The sequence below is a fragment of the Phytoactinopolyspora mesophila genome, from assembly GCF_010122465.1.
Classification (GTDB): Bacteria; Actinomycetota; Actinomycetes; order Jiangellales; family Jiangellaceae; genus Phytoactinopolyspora; species Phytoactinopolyspora mesophila.
Window position 1 is genome coordinate 408,452 of sequence record NZ_WLZY01000001.1, and the last position, 22,401, is coordinate 430,852.

Here is a 22,401-nt window from a genome sequence, read left to right on the forward strand (position 1 = left end):
CTCAACGCACGATCGAGTTCACCAGTTCGGGGCCGAGCCGATAGATCCGGGCAAGCAACAGCCGGTGCCGGATGTAGCGGCCATCTCGGTCGGACAGCAACAATCCGACATCACGTAGTCGAGCGAGGTGCCGGGATACCTGCGGAGCTGGCATGCCGGTGCGCCGGGCCAGCTCGCTGGTGGTGCATTCCTCGTTGACAAGATGGCGGCACAGGGAAAGCCGGGCGGGATCGGTGAGCACCAGTAGGCGTTGCCGAAGGTGTTCCAGCGTGAAGCCGGTGGACATCTCCATGTCCATAACCGGGAACTGAATGACGACCGGCAGGTCGGTGACGTCGTTGGTGTAGGTCCGGTCGTGTTTCACCAGCAGATGCGGCTGGGTGAACAGCGACGGCACGAGCACATAGGCGCGTGAGTCCGCGCGCACGGTCTCGGTCTGGAGCTTGTCGTACACCACCCTGGCAGCCGCGGGATAGAGCTTGACGGTGGGGGTCAGCGAGGCGAAGACCAACGGCACGGACTGGTGGCGCAACTGTTGTTCGATCTCGCGTTTGGCCGGTGTCAGGCGGGGGCGCAGCTGTGCCCATTCGGCATCGAAGAACTCACGACCACACTGCTCCAGTGCGTGCACGAGACGTTGCTGGAGTTCGTTGGGGTCTTCGGCGAGACGCGCGGCCAGGAAGCCCCGGCGGTCGGACTTCTCCTGACAGCGTTCGACGAAGGTCTTCGCAAGCGCCGGGTCGTCGCGCAGGTGGCGGAACTCGGCCGATCGCACCCCGAGCAGCGCTTCTGAGGCCATCGCCGTGAAGGCGTCCACGGAAAGCCGGCCCAGCGTGGCCAGTTCGTCGTCGAGGGAGCCGTCGGGCCCGGCGCTCAGCGGCATCAGATGCCGGGAGCGGAATCTCGCCCAGAACGGAGACAGCTCGGCGAGCACGCGGCGAAGGTCTTCGGAAATCACGCTGCCAAGGTGTTTGACGAAGGACGTGCGGTCTGGATGATGCCCGGGCTCAGCGACGACATGCAAGATCGCCATGAGTTCGGCGATGGGGGACAACTGCACGCTGACATCGCTGGCGCGCACGCCCGACAACTCCACCGTTATGGCCATCTGCTCACCAGCTCAGTCTCTCTGCCTGCTGCCGGATCTCTTCGGCGTCGATCGGATCGTAGAGACCATCATCGATCATGCGGGCGATCTCGTCGGCGACCCGGCGCCGGTAGACAGGGGCGGATCCGTACAGGGTGTCGAGAGTGGCGACGTCGAACGGGATCTCGTGTCCGTGGTACCAGGACGGCCGTCCAACCGGGGTAGCGGCCACCAGCGACGACACTGGCACCGTGACGTAGGGGGTCCGCAGCCCGCCCAGTGCGTTGCCGTGCTCGTCGCGCTGGATGTCATCGCCCGCACCGGCGGTCCGCAGCCACATGCTTGGCGGTGGGGCGCTCACCCCGCGTGCCCACCCGATCAGCTGGTCGAGTACCGCGGCGTAGACGTGTGAGTTGGGAAAGGTGCTCCAGATGGCTCGGGGCGGCAGCGGGCAATTCCGGAGGCGGTGGATGTCGGCGTCGGACATGAACCGGGTTTCGCGATGTGCCATTCCGGCCACCTCGTACAGGCGGAAGGAGTCGCTGTCGGCCCGGCGGTGGCTGACGCCGCGCACCTGGCCGGAAACACCACAGGGCAGGCGGACGGACTGGAACTCGCCCTCGCCAAGTAACTCGATGACCGGTACGTCCACGTCGGGCAACGCGGCACCGCCGGATGCGGCGGGCAGGTAGCCGTCGAAGACCGGGCCGCCGTCGTCCAGCCGCTGGACCACGTGGTGCTCCTGGACGAATTTGCGCACCACGCCGCCGGTCTGGGAGATGCCGGCCAGGTAAATCTCGCTGACGGCGCTGCTTCCCGGGAGCCCTCGCCGCAGCGCGGCGGCTACCTGCGCGATGATGTCGAACGACTGCGGGGTGGCCGCCCACCAGCGCGCCTTGAACTCGTCATAACGGCGAGCCAACTCGTCTTTGCTGGCGTCGGGGTCGAACGGGATGGTGCTCGCGAACTTCCTCGCTCCGGGGGCGTCAGCGAACGTCATCGAGGCATAGCGGTCAGGATCGGCCGCGGCGATGAGCTCGAGCGCGCTAGGAGCCTGCGAGTCGATCTCCACCCACATGTGCCCGGAGCGCATGAGATGCCGGTTGAGCGCACGCCAGACCGAGGTTCCGCCCCAGATGTGCGACACCTCGGCGACCGCCGCCCCGCTGAACCTGGCCGGGTCTCGCGGGCGGCGGACCAGGATCCGCGTCCGGTATGGCGCGCCGGCCGCCTCGCCGGAGACGAAGTACTCGTCCTCGACGTATCCGTAGGTGGCCATCCGCTCCCGGCCATAAGGTTCCAGGATCACTGGCTCGGAGGTGGGGGTGACCGGGACCGGGCCCGCTATCTGCGCGGGCCTGGTCATGCTCGACTCGACTGTGGTGTTCACGTGTGTACCCCTGTGCGGTGCTGTGCCGGCTGTTTCAGAGCGACGGCGTGGAGGTGAGAAGGAGTTTGGTGTAGTCGTTGCGCGGCTTGGCGAAGACCTCCTGACAGGCGGCGTGCTCGACGATCCGGCCCTGGTAGATCACCGCGACGTCGTCGCTCATGAATTCGATGACGGCCATGTCGTGGCTGATGAACAGCATCGACAGGTCCCGGGCTTCTTGAATGTCCTTCAGCAGGTTCAGGATCGCCGCCTGCACGGAGACGTCCAGCGCCGAGACAGGTTCGTCGGCGACGATCAACCCCGGGTCGAGTGCCAGCGCACGCGCGATGGAAATGCGTTGCCGCTGGCCGCCGGAGAACTCGTGGGGCATCCGTGGGAGGAATGCCTGGGCGAGTTGAACCTCGTCCGCGAGCTCGGAGGCCCGTCGTCGACGATCGGGCTCGGTGAGTAGCCCCTGGACTCGGAAGGGCTCCATCAGCAGGTCCTGCAATGTCATCCGCGGGTTGAGCGAACTGGACGAGTCCTGGAAGATCATCTGCATCTGGCGTCGTTTGCGGCGCAGGGCACCGGCATCGAGGTTGTCGAGCCGCTCACCGGCCACGGTGACAGTGCCGGACGTCGGCGGAATCAGTCCCACCGCGATCCGTCCTAGGGTGGACTTGCCCGAGCCGCTTTCGCCGACGACGCCGAGGACGTGACACCGTTCGAGATGGAGATTGACGTCCACGACGGCGTGATGCACCGCGCGGCTGAACAGTGACCCGAAACGGAAATCCTTGCTCACGTGCTCGAGTTGCAGGGCCGGTGCTGTGGGCGTCATCGAGCCTCCTTGTCGGCGAGAGCGCGCGTACTGAACTTCGCCCGGTCGATGGTGGGCAATCGGCGTGGGACGTGCCCGATCCTCGGTGCCGACTCGATCAGCCCACGCGTGTACGGATGTGTCGGATTCGCGACGACGTCCGCGGTTGGTCCCTGTTCCATGACGTCGCCGTCGAGCATCACCAGGACGTCGTCGGCGTACCGGGAGATCAGGCCCAGGTCGTGACTGATCAGGACGAGGCCGAGGCCCAGCTGGTCGCGTAGATCGAGCAGCAGTTCGAGGATCTGCTTCTGCACGGCGGCATCGAGTGCCGTCGTGGGCTCGTCGGCCAGCAGCAGAGCGGGCTGGCAAGAGATCGCCATCGCGATCATGACCCGTTGCCGCATACCTCCGGAGAGCTGATGGACGTAGGCCCCGAGGAGGCCCCTGGACTTGGGGATGCCGACCTGGTCCAGGAGCTCGGCGCTGCGTTCGCGGGCCTCTCTCTTCGACAGGCCGAGATGTATACGCATTGGCCTGATCATCTGGGCGCCGATGCTGAGCATTGGATGCAGAGCACTCATCGGCTCTTGGAAGATGTAGGCGAGCTCCGGGCCGGATATGGCGCGCCGGGCCTTGTCGTCCAGCGTGAGCAGGTCGGTTCCCTGGTAGAAAACCCGGCCCTGGGCCGTGGCGACCGGCGGGAGGATACCCATGATCGCCGCGGCGGTCATGGACTTGCCCGAGCCGCTTTCGCCGACGATGCCGATCGTCCGGCCGGCCGTGAGCTCCAGATTCACGTCGGAGACGACGGTGTTCCGTTCACCGTGTGAGTCGATACACACGCTGAGGTTCTCGGTGCGTAACAGGGGCGGCTGCGGGCCGGCCGCGGTGACGTCGGTAGCAGTTGTGACCATATCGGTTATCCCTTCGCCGCGCCGAGCCGGATGCGTGGGTCGAGGAAGCCGTACACCACGTCAACCAGGAGGTTGACCAGAACGAACACGATCGCGATGAAGAAGATCGTGCCCTCGATCAGCGGGTAGTCGCGTCGGGACACCGCGGTGAGCAGAAGCTGCCCGATGCCCGGAATGGAGAAGATGCTTTCGGTGACGACGGCGCCGCCCAGCAGGCCCGCGACGGTCAGCCCCAGGACTGTCACGACCGGAACCGTCGCCGCCCGGAAGATGTATCGCCGCGTGACGGTGCCCTCGGGAATCCCCTGAGCGCGCGCCGTGGTGACAAACGGCTGTGACCGCGCGTCCAGAACCCCGGAGCGGGTGTATCGGAAGAGAACCGCCGCCTCGAGCAGGCCGATCGAGATGGCCGGCAGCGCGAGGTAGCGCAGCGCCTCGACCGGATCGTCGAGCACGCTCACGTATCCGGCCACCGGCAACACACCGAGCTGGACACCGAAGACGGCGATCAGGATGATCGCCAGCCAGAACGTCGGCATCGCCACGCCGACCGCCGAGGCCACCACCAGCGTCTGGTCAACGCTCTTTCGGCGGCGGGTGGCCGCGAATGTGCCGAGTGCCGGGCCGACCAGCACAGCCACGAGTATCGCCAGTAGTGCCAGCTGCAGGGTCACGAACGCGCGCTCCGCGACCAAATCCATCACCGGCGCCCGGAGGAAGATCGAGTCGCCGAAGTCGAGCCTGGCGACGGACCCGAGCCATTCCACGAACTGCACGGGCAGCGGAGCGTTGAGCCCCATCTCTTCCCGAAGCGCCTCGATCTGCTCGACGGTGGCGTCCTCACCGAGGATGGAGGCGGCGGGGTCGCCAGGGGTCAGCCGGAGCAGAAGAAAGAGCAGCACCATAGGGACCGCCACAGTGGGCAGCAACGCGAGAAGACGTCGTGCGATATATGCAAGCATCCGTCACACCACCGGGGCCTTGACGGTACTGGAGCGCGGGTCGAAGACGTCGCGCAAGCCGTCGCCGAGCAGGATCAGTCCGAGGACAGTGACCAGGATGGCCGCGCCGGGGAAGATGCCGATCCACCACGCCACGTTGAAGTACTGCTGCGCGGAGGAGAGGCTGGCACCCCAGCTCGGCACGTCTGGCGGAAGCCCGATGCCGAGGAACGACAGCGCCGCGATGGACAGTACTGTCATCGAGAACGCCATGGTGGCTTGCACGATCACCACTGAGATGGCTTCAGGCGCGACGTACTTCGTGAGGATCCACCGGGTCCGGGCGCCCAATGACACGGCGGACTCGACCATCGGCAGCTCGCGGGCGGCGAGTGTGGCGCTGCGCACCACTCGTGCCATGGGTGGGACCAGGACCACGGTGAGGCCGAAGACCACGGCGCCGATGCCGTTGCCGATGACGCCGATCAGAGCCATCACCAGGATGATGTTGGGGAAGGACATCAGCCCGTCCATGATGCGCATGACGACGGCGTCCACGGCGGGAAAGTAGCCGGACAACACCCCGGCCAGGTAGCCGAGGATGATCGCCAGCAGGGTGCACACCCCCGCGATGCCGATGGAGGTTCGTGCCCCATATAGCAGGATGGTCCAGAGGTCGCGGCCCATCTCGTCGGTTCCCAGGAGGAACTCCGACGATGGTGGACGCAACCGATTCGCGGGGTCGACCCGGGCGGGATCGCCGCCGAGCAGCGGTGCGAGCAAGCCGAGCGCGATGACCACGCTGATGATCAGCACGCCCGCCATCGCCGAACGGTGTCCCAGCAGGTCGGGGAGACGTCGTCGGAGCACCGGATCAGCTTCCGTTCAGCCAGATGTTGTAGAAGCCCCGGACCGTGCCCTGCTGCGGCTCGAACCCGCCGACGTCAACGCTGGTGATCGCCATCCGAGGCTCGGAGCCGAGTTTGATGAACGGCAGCTCCTCCCAGATCAGCCCCTGGAGCTCGTCCCACGCCGGCTTGCGCTCGTCGAAGTCGGCGCCCTCGAGGATGGCGTTCATCAGCTCGGTCTTGCGGTCAGAGACCCACCAGCCCGGAAAGCTGTCGGCAAGGAACACGACCGTCAGTGGGTCGGAGTAGCTGGTGCCGCCGGCCAGGAACAGATCCCAGCTGTCCGGCTCGGTCCGCGTAGCCGTGAATGTGGCGGCATCTACGGCCAGCGGTTCGACGACGAAACCCGCGTCCTCCAGTTGCTGCTGGAGCAGCGGACCGTAGGCGTCCTGGTCGGGCCGGTAGAGCATACGCACCGGGGTTCCGTCGTACCCGGCCTCGTCGAGCAAGGCTGCCGCCGACTCGGGGTTCGCCCGGTCGAGGTAAACGTCTTCACCCGCGGGGGAATGCCAGGGGGAGTCTTCGGCGAACATGCTGGAGTTGTCCGAGAAGTAGTCCAGACCGCCGAGGTTCTGGATCGCGATCGCCTCTGGATCCACCGCCAGCTTCACCGCCTCGCGTAGACGGAGATCGGTGAACGGGCCTTCCTCGTGGTTGAACTGCAAGAGTTTGAACCCACCGTCAACCTGGACCACCGGCGCCAGTGCCGGGTCGGACTCGTAGCTGTCGAGCTGGTCGAGGCTGACAAATTGCGGGGCGACGTGCACAGCGTTGGTGCGGACCTGGTTCAAGGCATTGGCGCTGTTGAACGGGATGAACTCGATGGTGTCCACGTACGCGGTCTTCGCCCCGGCCGAGCCGTCGGGCTCTTCGTCTCGGGAGACGTAGCCGTCGAAGCGCGAGAGCTTCGCGTTCTGGTCGACTGTGAACGAGTCCAGTTGATAGGGGCCGGTGCAGGTGAGCTCTTCCAGCGCGTCATCGGGGCTGGCGCCATCGATGGCTGAAGCCGGCATGATGTACGCGGGGGAGTCCGGCGTGGCGAGCAGCGCGGGAATGGCGCCGCTGGGCTGGTTGAGCTCAATGGTGAACTCGGTGTCGGAATCGATGGTGTAACCGTCTACGAGTTCGCCGAACTGTTCCCCGGAGTCGCTGGCTCCATAACGTTCGAGTGACGCGACCGCGTCGTCGGCTGTGAGTGGGTCTCCGTTGTGGAAGACGACGTCGTCACGGAGCGCCATGCGGTACACCAACTCGTCGGTGTCGTACTCCCAGGCCGCGACCAGGCCGTCGTGCACTTGCTGATCGGCGCCGTTGGCGAAGAGCCCTTCACAGACGGTCGCGGCCACCATCCAGTTGGTCCGCGAGGTGGACGCGGCCGGATCGATGACCGTCGGCAGAGAGGCAACGACGAGATCACCGCCAGTTACCGGATCACCGGCAGTTCCGGCATCGGTGTCGGCTTGGGTTCCGGGGTTGCCGCTACTGCAGGCGCCGAGCGCTACGACGACGCCGGCAAAGCCGGCACCGACGGCGCGGGCTCGGAGATTACGCATGGTGAGACCTTCTCTCTGGCGTGATCGACAGGCAGCTGAGCACTGTCGAGGACCGTACACCGGGTCCGTCAGAGAGAGGTCAATAGTTAACGCGTACGCGTTAACTGTGGTGAGTTGCTGAGCTCCGAGCCCGCTGATTCGTCAGGACGCGACGGCGCTGGGGCCAGGCTGGAGTCGTGGTGCGATGACGTGATCGAGGCCGAGACGCCCACTGCCGAGGCCGGCGAACACGAGACTCGCCGCGCCCAGCGCGAGTACTAGTTCGGCGCCGCCCTGATCGACGAACATGCCATTGCCTGCGTGTGCGAAGACGAAAGCCCCCGCCATGTTGGCAACCAGGAGCAATGCCGCGACGGGAGTCGCCAGGCCGAGGACCAGCGCCGCGCCTCCGACCAGTTCGACCAGTGCCGCGAACCATGCCGCGGCGGTGGCAAACGGCACGCCCATTTGGTCGAAGCCCGCCGCGACTCCGTCGATGCCGAAATCGAACAGCTTCTGCCACCCGTGGGCAATGAATACGGATCCAATACCTATCCGCGCAAGCAGTAGAGCGACATCACGAATGAGGGGCGAACGAAACACAAATACTCCTACGAACGAATTGATGGTTGATCTTGAAGTGCGGTGTCAGGCCCGAAGGGCTTCCGTGACGGCGTCGGTCAAGGGAGTAGTAGGCCGACCGATCAGGGTGGACAGGTCGCGGCTGTCGATGAACAGCTCGCCTCGGGCTACGGCGAGGTCGTTGTCGGCCAGCATGTCGGCGACCGGTTCGGGAAGGCCCGCGGCAACGAGGGCCTTGGTGTAATCCACCGCAGACAGGTCCTGGTAGGTGACCTGTTTGCCGCTTTGCGCGGTGACGGTAGCGGCCAGTTCGGCCATCGTGAACGGGGTATCGCCGCCGAGCTCGTAGACCATGCCGGCGTGACCGTCGCTCGTCAGAACCGAGGCCGCTGCGGCGGCGAAGTCGGCCCGGGTGGCGCCGGAGATGCGCCCGCCCGAAGCGGCCCCGAGCAACGTGCCGAACTCGAGAGCCGGAGCGAGATTCTCTGTGTAGTTCTCCATGTACCACCCGTTGCGCAGGAACACATTCGGCAGACCTGAGTCCCGTATGACGGCCTCGGTGGCCTTGTGTTCCGCCGCGAGGCCGACGCCAGTGGTGTCGGCGTTGAGGATGCTCGTGTACGCGATCAGTGAGACCCCAGCCACCTGTGCGGCTTTGACGACATTCGTGTGCTGATCGAGGCGCTGGCCCACTTCACTGGACGAGATGAGCAGGAGCTTGTCGGTGCCGGCGAAGGCGGAGGTCAAGGTCTCTGGTTTGGTGTAGTCCGCTTCCCGCACGTGGACACCTCGCTCGGCCAGATCGGCGGCCTTGCCTGGGTTACGTACGGCGGCCACGATCCGGTCGGCGGGAACGCCCCGATCGAGCAGGGCGTCGACGACGAGGCGGCCAAGCTGCCCGGTTGCTGCGGTGACAGTGATCATCATGCTTCTCCATCCGATTAGTTGAAGCGTCAACCAAAAGTTAGACTGAATCACTTGAAGCTTCAAGTCAAGGTGATCAGCTTCACATGAAGCTTCAACCAAACTGCGTACTCTTGACACTGTGAATGCGGATCAGACGGACATACCCTCGGCCGAGCCCCGGTGGCTGACATCAGATGAGATGGACGCGTGGTTGCCGCTGGCCAGGATCCTGACCAAACTCCCGGCGGCTCTTGACGCACAGCTGCGTCGCGATGCCGGCATGAGTCACTTCGAGTACTTTGTGATCGCTATGCTCTCCGAGGCTCCCGGCCGGGTGCTCCGGATGAGTGATCTCGCCGAGCGGACCAGTAGTTCGTTGTCTCGGCTTTCACATGTCGTGACGAGGCTGGAGCAGCGTGGTTGGGCGCGTCGCGAAGCCTGTCCCGACGACGGCCGCTACACCAATGCGTTACTCACCGATGCTGGCTGGAACAAGATCGTCGCCTCCGCGCCGGGCCACGTCGAGACCGTACGGCACCTCGTCATCGGTGTGCTCACCGCTGACGAACTCAAGAGTCTCCGTGACATTGGCGAGAGCATCCTGGATCGGGTCAACTCGGAGCTGGCTGGCGGCACCCGTGAATAGTGTCGAGTCCCGTGGATCGAGGCGTCCGCCGGACATGAGTCGTTCTTGACCATTTCTTGACTATGTGGTCCAAGCATGAAAGGCGGTTCAGCTCACGTTCCGGTGAGCGTGCACTCGCCTCTATCGAGACGAAGTGTGGGCCGTCGTTCGCGTACGTCATCGTTCGTCGCGGGGTAGAGACCCGCCACATGAAGGGGGGAACACGATGAGGCGCATCTTCATGCTTTTGTTCGCTGGGGGACTCCTGCTTGGTGCCACCGCCATGCCGGCCCAGTCGGAGGTACCTCCGCACCCGCACATGCTCGTGCTCGGGCTGCAACTCGATGCCGACGGCGAGCCCGTGGGTTTCAAGCGTTGCGTTGACCTGGCCGCGGGCAAACCGGTCCCGCTCAACGCTCACCACGCTCACGTCCACACCGGCACGGCCGGCGAGATGCTGCGCACCAAGGCCGGCCATGCGGTTGTTCCCGGCGCGCCGTTGACCCCGTGGAACAACTGCGCGGAGCTCATCGCCGACTTCTCCGGTAGCTGAGCACCTCGTTCAGGCGTCACCGGATCCAGCAGTTCGCTCGAATTCTCGCCTGACCCGTACCCCTGGCGCGTCCCTCACCGTTGACCGGCGCAGGCGGCACTGGACCCGAGAAGATAGGCGTCGATGGCGGTGACATCTCCGATCGGGCGACCGACGGTGAGCCACGTGACGAACGCGACGCCGGGTCTGACAATGGCGCGGCGGGTGTCTCGGTCTCCCGGGGCACGCCGGGGACTTGCCGGCTTGCAGCGAACCTGGCGTGTCCCCATCGGTGGTTCGAACCTTTTGCCCGGTGTTCACTCGTCGTTGCCACCCGAAGTCGGCTCCCGTTCCCCCATCCGGCCAGGATGAACCTGTCCAGAAGATTCCTCGGGTGTACAGGGGTGTTGTGGCGCGAATTGTGTGGGCGCGGAGGCTCTGGTGACCTTCTGGTGGATCGCCTACGGCCTAGTTCTGGCTCTTGGGTTCGGATCCGCCTGGGGATCCGTGCGTATGGACCGTCGTTCGCACGGCGAGGAAGCCGCTCGGATAGTGGACCAGTCGCGGTTCGATCTCGCCTGGACCGGCATGCTGAGCGGGGGAGTGGCCCGGGCGATCGACGCCCACGTTGTGCGGCTGGCTGAGCTCGGTTTTGTGCGCGGAGACGCGGCCGGCCGATTGACCATCACGCCGGGCGCTGAGCAACTGCTGGCCGAGGCGTGGAAACACGCGTGCGGCTCCGGGGTCAGCGACGAGGACGTACGTATGCTCGAGCTGATCCGGGACGTCGGCCAAGATGGCCTCGATCACGTGCGACGGCTGGCGCCGAAGGACAGACTGAGGCACGCGCTGGCCGAATTCGTCCGCCATGATCTTGTGGTCAGTCCGGTGCGGCAGGCATGGGGGCCGACCAAGGTCGCGTTCCCTATGCTGGCAGGGCTTGCGGCCTGCCTGTTCGGAGCGTTGCGGTCAGTTGGATCATATGAGGATCTCCAGGACCTTCAGTCGTCGTGGACAGTTGGACTGGCCGGTGTTCTAGGCGTCGCGTCGTCTGTCGCCGCGGCGCACATCTATGCGAAGAAGCGTGGATACAGCGGAGTGGATCCGAAGACGGCGCTCGGCCGGGAGGTGCTGGAGCAGCTTCGCGTCCGGCTGCCGCGGGAGGCCAGCGAGGCGCACCGGGTAGCCGTCGGCGGGTTCAGTGCTATGCACGACGCCGGGCTGCGGCGGTCCATCCAGGGAACCACCCCGGACTCCAGGTGGAGCGCCCGATCTCGTCGTGGCCAGGGAAAGCACATCAACGGTGGCCAGGCGCTGTTGGTTGCCAGGCACGGCCAGGAACACATCGATGCGGGCGAGGCCGGAGACTGACCGCCTCCTCAACCCGTGATGCTGCTGGGCCTGCGCCACATGCACCACAACGGCGGCCCGTCGGGCAACGTGACGACCTCGGTGACGTCGAACCCGTGCCGCCGGTACAGCTGCATGTTGCGTTCACTGGTCGCCTCGAGGTAAGCGGGCATGCCGTGCCGGTCGCAGCTGGCGAGCGCCGAACGCAGCAGGGCGGAGCCAAGCCCGCGTGACTGCCATTCCGGCTGGGTGCCGAACACGAACAGGTAGTCGTGGGGCTCGTGCGGATGGTGGGCGCCCATGAGCTCGAATAGCGTGAAACTCCGTTCTGCGTACTCCGCCGACAACCGGCCCAGCTCGGCTGCCATGGCGTCGTCGTCGACGTCGGCCTCGAACGGGATCCAGACCGCGCCGGCGACCTCGTCGGCGACGGTGTCGACACCGCCATGCGGCATCGCTGCGTCCACGATGACGCGAAAACTGGCCGGCAGGATCGACGCCCGGCGAGCAAGGTCGGGATAACACCAGGACAGGACCGGATCGGTGAAGAACGCCGCTGCCAGCGTCTCGGCCAGCCGGCCCGCGTCCGCGGCGGTCGCCTTACGGACGGTTTCGGTCTCCGCGATCGTGTTGCTCATGGCTCCTCCTCAGAACAGAAGCGGTCGGTTGTCAGCCTTGCTGGTCGGCGGGACGGATCGCTTCGCAGGAGTGCGCCAACTCTCGTGACGGCGGGGATATGGCGTGTTCGCGCCATGGTGGCCCGCGGGGGTTGGGTGGGTCCGGGTCAGATCAGGCCCCGCCGCAACGCCTCGGCGACGGCCGCGGACCGCGAGCCGGTATCGAGTTTGGTGAGGACATTGGTGATGTGCCGGTTGACGGTGTGTTCGCTGAGCACCAGCAGGCCAGCGATGGTTCGGTTGGTCTCACCGGCGGCCACCAAACGCAGGATCTCGCGCTCCCGAGCGGTGAGCAGCGCAACGTGTTTGGCGGGTTCGAGCGTACGGATCAAGGCATCCGCGGATTCGGCCGCTTTCGCGGCACCGACGTCGTGCAGCAACTGCGCGGCAGCCTGGGCGTGGTGCAGTGCCTGTGGTGTACGTCCCGCCTGGTCGAGCTGGCGGCTGAGTGCCATCCGGGAGAGGGCCTCTTCGAAAGGCGCCCGGGCACGGTGGTAGTAGCGAACAGCGTCTTCGAAAGCGATGCGGGCGCGATCGCCTTCGCCCCGGGCTGATGCGACTGCGCCCCGGACATAGGCAACTGACGCTCGGACCGGATCAGTTGGTATCCGCTCGGCGATGGTGGACAGTTCCTGCAGTGCGGAGCCGGCGAGGTCCAGGTCACCACGGATGGCTGCGGCCCGCGCCAGCAGCTCCAGTCCCGCGACCCGGTAGGTGGCGGCGTCGGGCGATGCTTGCCGCAAGTATTCCTGGGCACGTTCGCAGGCTATGCCGGGTTCGTCGAGATCGAGGGACAGCTCGCCGGCACCGAGGATCGCCAGCGGATGCTCGCTGGCCTGTTCGAAGATTGCTGCGGCCTCGTTGTAGCGGCCCTGGCGACGCCGCAGTTCACCGAGCCGGACCGACGCGTCGAGCGCGGTGGGAGGCCGAAGCTGCGCAAGCAGGCTGATCGACTCGGCGAGTTCGGACTCGGCTTGCTGCCACGTTCCCCTCCAGATCAGGACACCTGCGTAGTTGGCCCGGCATGCCCGGTTCAGCAACTGCAGGTTCAAACGTTGTGACCAGGCCTCCACTTTGCGGCACCATTGCGCCGCGCGATCGTAGTCGCGTACTTGCTCACAGGCGTAGATCATGTAGCAACAGCACCAGCCGGCGGACCACAGTTCGGTGAATTCGTCAGCGAGCGCGGCAGTTGTCGCCTCGCTGAGCCGGTCGAGGCCTTCGTCGACGTTGCCCTGGCGGACGAGGGCCAGACCTTGGGTGGCCAGCCCCATCATTTCCAGGTCAACGATTCCGAACGCCCGACCGTGAACAGCGGCCCGGGTGCCTAGTTCCCGAGCCTGTTCGCTGTGTCCGGCGAAGAGCAGCTTCTCGGCCTCGTGGACGTCGAGCCAGCCCAGCTCGGGGCTGGCGCCGTCTCCTTCGAGAAGTCCCCGCGCGCGGCGTAACCAGCCCTGGGCCACGGCGATCTCGCCGCGAAAGTCGACCGAGTCGGTTCCGAGCCAGGCGGCGACCCGTGCCGCGTCCCGATTGCGACCGGTTGCCCGGTACGCGCGGTAGGCACGCTCGCGGGCGTCGAAGAGTGTGTCGAGGTCCGCCCGCCACCATGCCGCCCAGCTCAGGCCCTCGAGCGCTTCGGCGGTTTCGTGTTCTGCGACGGCCGCGGCGAAGCGGCGCCAGGCGGCGTCCCAATCCCGCCGCGCCAGCGCCGACCAGCCGGCCGCCTCGTTCTGCGTTTCGGCAGGCTCCGCGCGAGCCTTCACATCTCACATCATCCACCTCGCGAGGCAAAATGTCTCCCTTGAGGTCTTGCGCCGAGAAGGAGTGCGATGACGACATAGGCTGCGGCCCAGCCGGCGAAGATCGCGGAGTGGTCAGCCGCCGTGGACGCAGCAGCGTAGATGGCGTAGACACCGATTCCCGCGACGTCTGTCCCCAAGCCGGCCGCTGATGTCACGGTCGACCGCGCCGGACCGGTGATGGCGTCCTGAAGCCGGGTGTTCGCGACGATTTCCGCCATCTGGAACACGCAGAACGCCAGCCCGATCAGCATGAACCCTGGCGGGTTGCCGGCCAGAGCACCGGCAGCGAGGGCGGCCGCTGCGAGAACGAGCAAGACGGCCAGCGTGCGACGGCTCAGCCGGCGGCCTACACCACCAAGCAGCCCACCGATGGCGATGCCGAGGTACACCGCGAGGATGAGCATGGGCACCTCAGCGGTTTCCACGCCGGTATCAGCGGCAAGCAGGCCGACGTACTCCTCGAGCGAGCCCCAGATCGCGCTGATCGCGATCAGGAACAGTACTGCTGAACGCACCGGCCGCTGTGTCCTGATTTCATTGACGCCGAGCCCCAGAGTCGCGGTATAGGAGCGGAATCCAGTGTCGGGGTCCGGAATCTTATTGTCGCGGTGTTCGGGGAACGTCGCCCCGATGGCGGCGGACGCCGCGCACGCCAGGATGCTCGCCACTCCAACGAGCCAGTAGCCGCCGGCGTCGAAGGCCGGGCCGGCCGCGACTATACCCATGGCGACCGCCACTGTGCTCGCGGCCGCCGATCGGCCGATGAGACGGGCGTAGCGCGACGCTTCGCCGTGCCGGTCGAGCTCTTCGTAGACGAGCGCCTCTCGTGCTCCGGACTGGAACGCGCTCCCCGCACCCCACAAGACGAAGCCCAGGGCGAATGCTGGATACGAGGGGAGGGCGATCCATAGTGCGAACCCCGCACCGGTCAACAACGGTCCCAGGACCAGCAGCAGCCGACGTGAGACGACGTCAGCCAACACGCCGGACGGTATCTCGATCGTGAGACTCGCGACAGACCAGATGACGAACAACGACGAGATCTGCGCGGTGGTCAGGCCCGTTTCAGCGAACAGCAACGCATAAAGCGGATACAGCAGAATCAGATCCTGGCAGAAGGCATAGGCATAGAGCCTGCCTGCCAGCATGGCCGCTGGAGCGCGGCGAGAGGTTCGTCGAGAGCGAGGTGAAGATCAATGTCGCCAGGTCATGCAGTCATCGTACAACCTTCCGTGCAGTGAACAGCAGGTACTCCCAAGCCATCTGCATCCGTTCGGTTCCCTGGTCGAATCGCCTGGCGAGTTCGGAAAGATCATGATCGAGGGCGGTCACTTGATCGGTATCGCTGGAGATACCCCGATAAATCGCCACTGTGGGCCCGTAACCGGCTTTGAAGTACTCGCGGAACTGGTCAGGATCGTCGAAGGCATCGACCACGAGAGACTGACGGCGTACGGTCACTTCGTCGACCCGATCGCCGAACAGAACTCTCACATGGTCCTCGTGACCCCACAGTGGTGGCGGCTGGGCGCCTGGGGGTGGTGGGGGAGCGTAGGGTTTCATTGTCGCGAACATCTGTCCGATGAACCCTTCCGGCGTCCAGTTGATCAAGCCAATCGTTCCGCCTGGCCGGCATACCCTGATCAACTCGTCCGCGCTGGCTTGGTGGTGGGGTGCGAACATGACCCCAACACAGGACAAGACGGCATCGAACGTATCGTCGGCGTAGGGTAGGTTCTCGGCGTCTGCCTCGTCCCAGGTGATGTCGACACCCTGTTGTGCTGCCGCAGCGCGGCCCGCCGTGAGCAACTCGGGTGTGAGGTCGCTCGCGACGACGTCCGCCCCGGCCCGGGCGGCCGGAATAGCGACGTTGCCGGCGCCGGCAGCGACGTCCAGAACACGCTGGCCAGGTCCGACGCCGGCCGCTTCGACCAGGATTTCGCCCAGTTCGGGAATGAGGTCGGCGGCGATTGTCGGATAGTCGCCCAACGCCCACATAGCACGATGGCGCACTTTCAGCTCTTGGTCGGACGAGGTCTTGTTGGGTTTGGCCACGGTGCATCCCCCCTGCACGATGGTGTCGGCCCTGACGGCCGTGATGACGATCTCGTCGTCTCGAAAGTACGCCTCGACCCGGTGGACGACAAGTGCGGCGCCGTACCACTCGGCCGGCGGGGCCTTGCGTGGGCTTGACGTCGGAAGGGGATGTTCTGGCGCATCCGGCCCCGAAGGGCCACTATGTAAAGGTGTTCCGCCTGCTCGGGCTGCTCGGAGGGCTGGCAGCCGTGACGGATCTGGGCACCGGCGCCGCGCCCGATGAGTCGCTGCGGCGCTGCGTGCTTGCCGCACGGCTGGCCAGAGTCGCGGGCTGTGACGACGAGGCGGTGCGCGAGGTCGTCTACGTGTCTTTGCTCCAGCACCTCGGCTGCACGGCCTACGCGCATGAACTGGCCCGAATCTGGGGTGACGACGTCGCCACCAACCGGTTCGCGTTCCTGATGAACGAAGCCGATCCGCGAGACATCTGGCGGGTCTGGGCGCCCGGGATGGCCGAGGCGACTGGCCGGTCGCGCATGCGCGTGCTCGCCTCGACCCTACGATCGGTGCGCGAGGTCAATGCCAACGCCCCGGCTGCCACCTGTGATGTAGCGCGCGAGGCAGCCCGCAGATTCGGCCTGCCGGAGTCGGTTCAGAACTGCCTTGGCCACACCGTGTCGATGTGGAACGGGAAAGGCTATCCCAAGGTTTCCGGCCCGGGTATCCCGTTGAGCACGAGGCTCATGCACGTCTCGTCCGTCGCTGTGTTGTTTCTCTTACATGCCGGGACGGACGCGGCGCTGGCGGAGGTGCGGCGCCGTAGCGGTAGCTATCTGGAACCAGAGCTGGCCGACCTGTTCCTGGCACATGGCGAAGAGCTGCTGTCCGATGTGGAGACCATGGATGCCTATCCAACCGTCCTGGACAGCGAGCCCGATCCGGTCTTCATGGTCAGCGAGCCGGAACTCGAGGCCGTGGCGAGAACATTCGGTGATCTCGCGGACTTGAAGAGCCCTCGGCTACGGGGGCATTCCTCCGCCGTAGGGGAGCTGGCCGCAGCCGCCACCAGCGTGCTCGGTCTCCACGACGACATCGACGATGTTCGGGTCGCCGGCTATCTGCACGACATCGGCCGGGTAGCGATCTCGAGCCGGATCTGGGACAAGACCGAACCGCTGAGCGCGACCGAACTCGACCAGACGCGGCTCCATCCGTACCACAGTGAGCGGGTGCTCGCGCGTGTTCCGATGTTCGCGGGTGTCGCGGCGCTGGCCGGACAGCATCATGAACGATGCGACGGCAGCGGGTACCATCGCGGCCTGACGGGTGACCGGATGCCCATGGCCGCGCGTGTCCTGGCCGTCGCCGACGCGTACCGGACGTCGATGGAAGAACGTCCGGGGAGACCCGCGGCAACGGCGGCGGTTGCGGCACAGCAACTCAACGACGAGGCGCGGGCTGGGTGTTTGGATGGCGACGCCGTACAGGCGGTGCTCGAGGCCGCGGGCCATGAGCACCGTGCCCGCCGCGTCCGCCCGGCCGGGCTGACCGAGCGCCAGGTCGAGGTATTACGGCTGGTGGCACACGGATTGTCGAATCGCGAAATCGCAGACCGGCTGGTGATCTCGCGACGAACGGCCGAGAATCACGTGCAGGACCTGTACACGAAGATCGGTGTGTCGACCCGCGCGGCGGCCGCGATGTTCGCGATGGAACACGGCTTGGCCGGGGCAGAAGTTAGGTAGGTCTACTCATGCCGAGGCGCCTCCGCGGGCCAAGACTGACGGCATGTCCACATCCACCGCATCTTCCAAGCCGAGGTCGGACCAGGTCCCGGAGCGGTTGTTCACCCCGGCGTTCATCGGGTTGACCGTCGCCGACCTCGCGTACTTCACCGCCGTTGGCATGTCCTTGCTGGTCCTGCCGCTATACGTCACCGGCCCAGTGGGGTCCGGCACCGCAGGTGCCGGCATCGCGTTCGGAGCGTTCGCCGTTTCCGCGCTGGCGCTCCGTCCGCTGGCCGGCCGCCTGACCGATACACTCGGGCGCCGCCCACTGCTGATCACCGGTGCTCTGCTCTGTGCGGCTTGCATGGCCGCCACCGCACACGTCGACGGACTCGTCCTCGTCGTCGTGATCCGGCTCTTGCTCGGCGTGGCGGAGGCCGCGTTCTTCGTGGCGTCGTTCGCCGCGCTCGCCGATCTGGCACCGCCGAGCCGGATCGGTGAAGCGCTGAGTTACAACTCGCTGGGTCTCTACGTCGGCATCGCGGGTGGTCCCTTGCTGGGCGAGTTCCTCGTCAGCCGGTGGGGATTCACCGTCGCGTGGTACGGGGCGGCGGCACTGGCCGTCTTCGCCGTGCTGGCCGTCGTCTACATCGGGGAGACCCAGGTCAATCGGACGGTCCCGGAGCAGCGGCCGCCTTTGATCCATGTCAGGGCGCTTGCACCGGCTCTGGGCTTCTTCGCCTCGGTTGTTGCGATGGGTGCATTCCTTGCCTTCGTCGCTCTGCATGCCGGGGAGGTGGGGATGGCTCGCGCGGGCATCCCGCTGGTCGTCTATGGCGGCGTGGTTGTCGTCGGCCGCATCGCCTTCGCGCGGATTCACGACCGCTTTCCACCGTTGATCCTGGGTGCCGCCGCGTTGGCCATGATCGCCTCCGGGCTGGCCGTGGTGGCGTTGTGGACGTCCCCGGCGGGCATCATCCTGGGAACGGTCATGATGGCACTCGGCGTCACGTTCAGCACACCGGCGTTCTTCGCGGCCATCTTCGCGACGGCCCGGCCGTCCGAGCGTGGTGCGGCCTCGGGCACGGCCAGCATTTTCCTTGACCTTGGTCTCGGCGGCGGGCCGATCCTGCTGGGCATGGTGGCTGCCGCCATGGGGATCCCCTGGGCCTTCGGCGTCGCCGCGGCGGTGGCGCTGGCCGGGGGCGCGTGGACCATGTCCTTGTGGTCGCAGCGACGCCGGGCCCGCGTATAGGGCTATTCCCGGGACATGCGTTGAAAGTGCCCGGCGATCTCGTCGCTGGTGGTCAGCCACACGTCGGGTTGGGCCACCAGGTACGCCAGCGCCTGGTCGAGGTACTTGTGCCGGAATGGCTGGCCGATCACGAAAGGGTGCAGCGCCAAGGCCATCACCCGGCCACTGTGTTCGGCGTCAGTGTGTAGTTGCTCGTATTGGTCTTTGACGATCTGGACGAACTCCGGCCCGGTGGTGCCGTTGCCGAACAGGAGCAGGTCGTTGAGTTCCACCGTGTACGGGACGCTGATCATGCCAGGCACATTGAGCCGGTAAGGCTGGTCGTCGTTGGTCCAGTCCAGGACGTAGTCCAGGCCGAGTTCCGCGAGCAGCGACGGGGTGTTGAACGTCTCGGTCAGGCCCGGCCCCATCCAGCCGCGTGGCTGGCGGCCGGTAGCGGCGGCAATGGTGCCCACGACGTCTGCGAGATAACGGCGTTCCTCTTCGCGGGTCATCCCGGCCTGGAGGATGGAGTTGGTCCGCCCGTGGGCGAGCCAGGCCCAGTTTCGTTCGAGACCGGCGCTGATGATCTGCGGGTAATGGTCGGCGACCGCGGAGTTCAGCAGCACGCTTGCCTGGATGCCGTGCCGGTCGAGGCTCTCGATCGTGCGCCAGATACCGACGCGGGGTCCGTAGTCGCGCCAGCCGTAGTTGAGGGCGTCGGGGACAAGATCGGCGGTGCCGGGCCAGATGCTGGTGGATGGCCGGTCGATGAGGAAATGCTCGATGTTGAGGCCGACATAGACGGCGACGCGGGCGCCGTCCGGCCATCTGATCGGCTGCCGGTCGGTTATCGGGCTGTAGTCGAAGAGGTCGTTCTGCCTTGTGCTCGTCATGGCCGCATCGTAGAAGTTGACGTTGATGTCAAGTTCAACTTCTCCGGGCTGCTGGTTACACGCGCGCGAGATACACCGTGTTGGTGGCGTCGTGATCCTGCAATGGATTGTCGAACCTGACGACCTCCGCGCGCACGTCGCGGAAGACCGTCGCGAGCACCTCGATGAACTCGTCGTCGGGAGGGTCGTTCGACCACAAGGAGAAGATGCCCCCTTCATGGAGACAGGCGGCGAGGCGGCCCAATCCCGCGGACGTATAGAAATCAGCGTGGCTGGGATGGAGAACATGACGCGGCGAGTGGTCGATGTCGACGACGACGGCATGGAACCGCCGAGCGGAGTCAGCCGGATCGAGTCCTCCGCCGTCGCGAAGCAACGCGAAAAAGTCGCCGTGAACGAGGCGACATCGGTCGTCGGATGTCAAGGTGGCGCCGGCCGGAATCAAACCGCTCTGATGCCACTCCACCACCTCGCCGACCGCCTCGATCACGGCCAGCGAGCGAACCTGCGAGTACTCCAGAACGGTCTGTGCCGTATAGCCGAGGCCGAGCCCGCCGACAACCACGTCGATCTCGCGCTCGCCGGTGTCCGCGAGAGCCAATCGGACCATCTCGATCTCGGCCGCGGTGAACATGCTCGACATCAGGAAGTCGTCGTCGAGCTTGATCTCATAGACCTCAGCGTCGAAGACCGGGTCCCAGCGACGGCGCAAGCTGATCTCGCCCCACGGGGTGGACCGCCAGTCCAGTTCCTCGAGCCGTGCACTCATCGGGCTCCCAATCGACGACGCTTCCCCGCACCCGGGCCGGCCGCCCCAGTGTCTCACCCGGTCAATGGGCGTCCGTGAGCTGGCCGGTGGTGCGTTCGTGGAGTTCCGCGCTGTGCTCGTTGAGGCCGATGAGTTCGGCCGTGACACCACGTGCGGCGTATTTCGCCACGACGGTGTCCAAGGTCGCGACGGCAGACGTGTCCCAGACGTGGGCGTCGGTCAGGTCGATCACGACACGTGGTGTGGGGTCGGCATAGTCGAAGGAGTGGACGAGTTCGTTCGTGGAGGCGAAGAAGAGCTCGCCGGTGATCGCGTAGACCCGGATGCCGCCGTCGGGATCCAGCACGCTGGACACGTCCACGAGGTGGGCGACGCGGCGGGCGAAGAAGATCGCGGCCAGGAGTACCCCGGCGATGACACCGTAGGCGAGATTGTGGGTGACGACGACGATCGCCACGGTCGTCACCATCACCGCGGTCTCGCTCAGTGGGGTTCGTTTGAGCGTGCTCGGGCGGATGCTCGACCAGTCGAAGGTGGAGATCGAGACCATCACCATGACCGCGACCAGCGCGCCCATCGGAATGATCGCCACCAGATCACCCAGCACCAGGATCATGATGAGCAGCGCGACGCCGGATGTGAGTGTGGACAGCCGGGTACGGCCGCCGGACTTCATGTTGATGACCGACTGGCCGATCATCGCGCATCCCGCCATCCCGCCGAAGAACCCGGTGGCGACGTTGGCGATGCCCTGCCCGCGTGCTTCGCGGTCCTTGTTGGAGTTGGTGTCGGTGAAGTCGTCGACGATCTGCGCGGTCAGCAACGATTCCAATAGGCCGACGAAGGCCAGGGTGACGACGAACGGCGCCACGATGACCAGTGTCTCGAAGTTCATCGGCACCATCGGCACACCGATGACGGGCAAGGCGTTGGGCAGCTCGCCCATGTCGCCCACGGTCGGCACGTTGATGCTGAACGTCGTGGCGGCGACACCGAGTGCGACGATCGCCACGAGGGGCGAGGGAACCGCCTTGGTGAGCCGGGGCAGCAGGTAGATGATCGCCAGGCCGGCGCCGACGAGGACGTAGACCTGCCACGCCTCACCGACGACGTGCGGCACCTGCGCCAGAAAGATGAGGATGGCCAGGGCGTTGACGAACCCGACCATCACCGTCCGGGGAACGAAGCGCATCAGCCGTCCGACGCCGAGGGCGCCGAGCAGCACTTGAAGCGCCCCCGCCAGGATCGTGGCGGCGAACAAGTACTCGACACCGTGTTCACGGACCAGCGGAACCATGATCAGGGCCATCGCCCCGGTCGCCGCGGAGATCATTCCGGGACGGCCGCCGGCGATGGAGATGATGATCGCGATCGAGAACGACGCGTACAGGCCCACCTTGGGGTCCACGCCAGCGATGATCGAGAAGGCGATCGCCTCGGGAATCAGCGCCAGCGCCACGACGATGCCGGCGAGGATGTCGGCGCGGGGGTTGGACAGCCATGCCTGGCGGAACCGCGCCCACCTGGATGACGGGCGAGTCTTGCGGTCGGACGTGCGGGGCTTCTTGGGCAGGGCAGGGTCAGGCGTTGTCGGCAATGTCATCCTTGGTATCGCGAGCGATTCGCGGAGCTATCGGGCCCCTGCGAGTGAAGTGGTCAGCAGCTCGCACGGCGACTTCAGCGGCGCGTG

21 protein-coding genes are annotated in these 22,401 nt (G+C 66.0%); 5 read left to right on the top strand and 16 right to left on the bottom strand.

Annotated elements, in window-relative coordinates; translation table 11 throughout:
• Position 1: 1 nt before the first annotated feature.
• The 9 genes from F7O44_RS01830 to F7O44_RS01870 all read right to left on the bottom strand — a co-directional run bounded on the left by F7O44_RS01830 (position 2) and on the right by F7O44_RS01870 (position 9,080).
• Positions 2-1,108, bottom strand: coding sequence for an ArsR/SmtB family transcription factor (locus F7O44_RS01830; RefSeq protein WP_162448477.1), 1,107 nt, complete (start codon positions 1,106-1,108; stop codon positions 2-4).
• Positions 1,109-1,112: 4 nt separating this feature from the next.
• Positions 1,113-2,477, bottom strand: coding sequence for an alpha/beta hydrolase domain-containing protein (locus F7O44_RS01835; RefSeq protein ID WP_222850955.1), 1,365 nt, complete (start codon positions 2,475-2,477; stop codon positions 1,113-1,115).
• A gap of 34 nt (positions 2,478-2,511) precedes the next feature.
• Positions 2,512-3,297, bottom strand: a complete 786-nt coding sequence (locus F7O44_RS01840; protein WP_162448478.1) for an ATP-binding cassette domain-containing protein — start codon at positions 3,295-3,297, stop codon at positions 2,512-2,514.
• Positions 3,294-4,193 (bottom strand): ABC transporter ATP-binding protein, encoded by a 900-nt coding sequence (locus F7O44_RS01845; RefSeq protein WP_162448479.1) that lies wholly within the window; start codon positions 4,191-4,193, stop codon positions 3,294-3,296. The genes F7O44_RS01840 and F7O44_RS01845 overlap by 4 nt, the downstream gene beginning before the upstream one ends.
• A gap of 5 nt (positions 4,194-4,198) precedes the next feature.
• Positions 4,199-5,155 carry an ABC transporter permease gene (locus F7O44_RS01850; protein WP_162448480.1) on the bottom strand — a complete coding sequence of 319 codons (957 nt, stop codon included), beginning with the start codon at positions 5,153-5,155 and terminating at the stop codon, positions 4,199-4,201.
• 3 nt (positions 5,156-5,158) lie between these two features.
• Positions 5,159-6,004 carry an ABC transporter permease gene (locus F7O44_RS01855; RefSeq protein ID WP_222850956.1) on the bottom strand — a complete coding sequence of 282 codons (846 nt, stop codon included), beginning with the start codon at positions 6,002-6,004 and terminating at the stop codon, positions 5,159-5,161.
• Between the two features lie 4 nt (positions 6,005-6,008).
• The gene (locus F7O44_RS01860; protein WP_162448481.1) at positions 6,009-7,595 is read right to left on the bottom strand and encodes an ABC transporter substrate-binding protein; all 1,587 of its coding nucleotides are present in this window, start codon (positions 7,593-7,595) and stop codon (positions 6,009-6,011) included.
• A 141-nt stretch (positions 7,596-7,736) separates the two neighbouring features.
• Positions 7,737-8,177, bottom strand: a complete 441-nt coding sequence (locus F7O44_RS01865; RefSeq protein WP_162448482.1) for a DoxX family membrane protein — start codon at positions 8,175-8,177, stop codon at positions 7,737-7,739.
• Positions 8,178-8,222: 45 nt separating this feature from the next.
• Positions 8,223-9,080, bottom strand: a complete 858-nt coding sequence (locus F7O44_RS01870; protein WP_162448483.1) for an SDR family oxidoreductase — start codon at positions 9,078-9,080, stop codon at positions 8,223-8,225.
• 181 nt (positions 9,081-9,261) lie between these two features.
• Between F7O44_RS01870 and F7O44_RS01875 the strand changes: the two genes are divergently transcribed.
• The 3 genes from F7O44_RS01875 to F7O44_RS01885 all read left to right on the top strand — a co-directional run bounded on the left by F7O44_RS01875 (position 9,262) and on the right by F7O44_RS01885 (position 11,590).
• The gene (locus F7O44_RS01875; RefSeq protein WP_162449271.1) at positions 9,262-9,708 is read left to right on the top strand and encodes a MarR family transcriptional regulator; all 447 of its coding nucleotides are present in this window, start codon (positions 9,262-9,264) and stop codon (positions 9,706-9,708) included.
• A 220-nt stretch (positions 9,709-9,928) separates the two neighbouring features.
• A complete protein-coding gene (locus tag F7O44_RS01880; RefSeq protein WP_162448484.1) occupies positions 9,929-10,240 on the top strand; it encodes a hypothetical protein in 312 nt (103 codons plus the stop codon).
• A gap of 420 nt (positions 10,241-10,660) precedes the next feature.
• A complete protein-coding gene (locus F7O44_RS01885) occupies positions 10,661-11,590 on the top strand; it encodes a DUF2207 domain-containing protein (RefSeq protein WP_162448485.1) in 930 nt (309 codons plus the stop codon).
• Positions 11,591-11,598: 8 nt separating this feature from the next.
• Here F7O44_RS01885 and F7O44_RS01890 read toward each other — a convergent pair whose 3' ends face one another.
• From F7O44_RS01890 to F7O44_RS01905, 4 genes are all read right to left on the bottom strand, one after another.
• A complete protein-coding gene (locus F7O44_RS01890; protein WP_162448486.1) occupies positions 11,599-12,207 on the bottom strand; it encodes a GNAT family N-acetyltransferase in 609 nt (202 codons plus the stop codon).
• Positions 12,208-12,353: 146 nt separating this feature from the next.
• Positions 12,354-14,009: a LuxR C-terminal-related transcriptional regulator gene (locus F7O44_RS31505; RefSeq protein ID WP_343073799.1), complete on the bottom strand. Its 1,656-nt coding sequence runs from the start codon at positions 14,007-14,009 to the stop codon at positions 12,354-12,356.
• Between the two features lie 8 nt (positions 14,010-14,017).
• Positions 14,018-15,196 (bottom strand): MFS transporter, encoded by a 1,179-nt coding sequence (locus F7O44_RS01900; protein WP_162448487.1) that lies wholly within the window; start codon positions 15,194-15,196, stop codon positions 14,018-14,020.
• 67 nt (positions 15,197-15,263) lie between these two features.
• Positions 15,264-16,046 carry a class I SAM-dependent methyltransferase gene (locus F7O44_RS01905; RefSeq protein WP_162449273.1) on the bottom strand — a complete coding sequence of 261 codons (783 nt, stop codon included), beginning with the start codon at positions 16,044-16,046 and terminating at the stop codon, positions 15,264-15,266.
• A gap of 248 nt (positions 16,047-16,294) precedes the next feature.
• On the opposite strand from F7O44_RS01905, the gene F7O44_RS01910 reads away from it, so the two are divergent.
• Complete coding sequence (locus F7O44_RS01910; RefSeq protein ID WP_162448488.1) at positions 16,295-17,830, top strand: HD domain-containing phosphohydrolase; 1,536 nt, start codon at positions 16,295-16,297, stop codon at positions 17,828-17,830.
• A 43-nt stretch (positions 17,831-17,873) separates the two neighbouring features.
• Entirely contained in the window at positions 17,874-19,067 is a 1,194-nt protein-coding gene (locus F7O44_RS01915; RefSeq protein ID WP_162448489.1) for an MFS transporter, read from the top strand.
• 2 nt (positions 19,068-19,069) lie between these two features.
• On the opposite strand, the gene F7O44_RS01920 is transcribed toward F7O44_RS01915, so the two are convergent.
• The 3 genes from F7O44_RS01920 to F7O44_RS01930 form a co-directional block, all read right to left on the bottom strand.
• Positions 19,070-19,942: a polysaccharide deacetylase family protein gene (locus F7O44_RS01920; RefSeq protein WP_162448490.1), complete on the bottom strand. Its 873-nt coding sequence runs from the start codon at positions 19,940-19,942 to the stop codon at positions 19,070-19,072.
• Positions 19,943-19,997: 55 nt separating this feature from the next.
• On the bottom strand, positions 19,998-20,711 hold the full coding sequence (locus tag F7O44_RS01925) for a spermine/spermidine synthase domain-containing protein (protein ID WP_162448491.1): 714 nt from the start codon (positions 20,709-20,711) through the stop codon (positions 19,998-20,000).
• Between the two features lie 61 nt (positions 20,712-20,772).
• Entirely contained in the window at positions 20,773-22,314 is a 1,542-nt protein-coding gene (locus F7O44_RS01930; protein WP_162448492.1) for a SulP family inorganic anion transporter, read from the bottom strand.
• Positions 22,315-22,401: the final 87 nt, after the last annotated feature.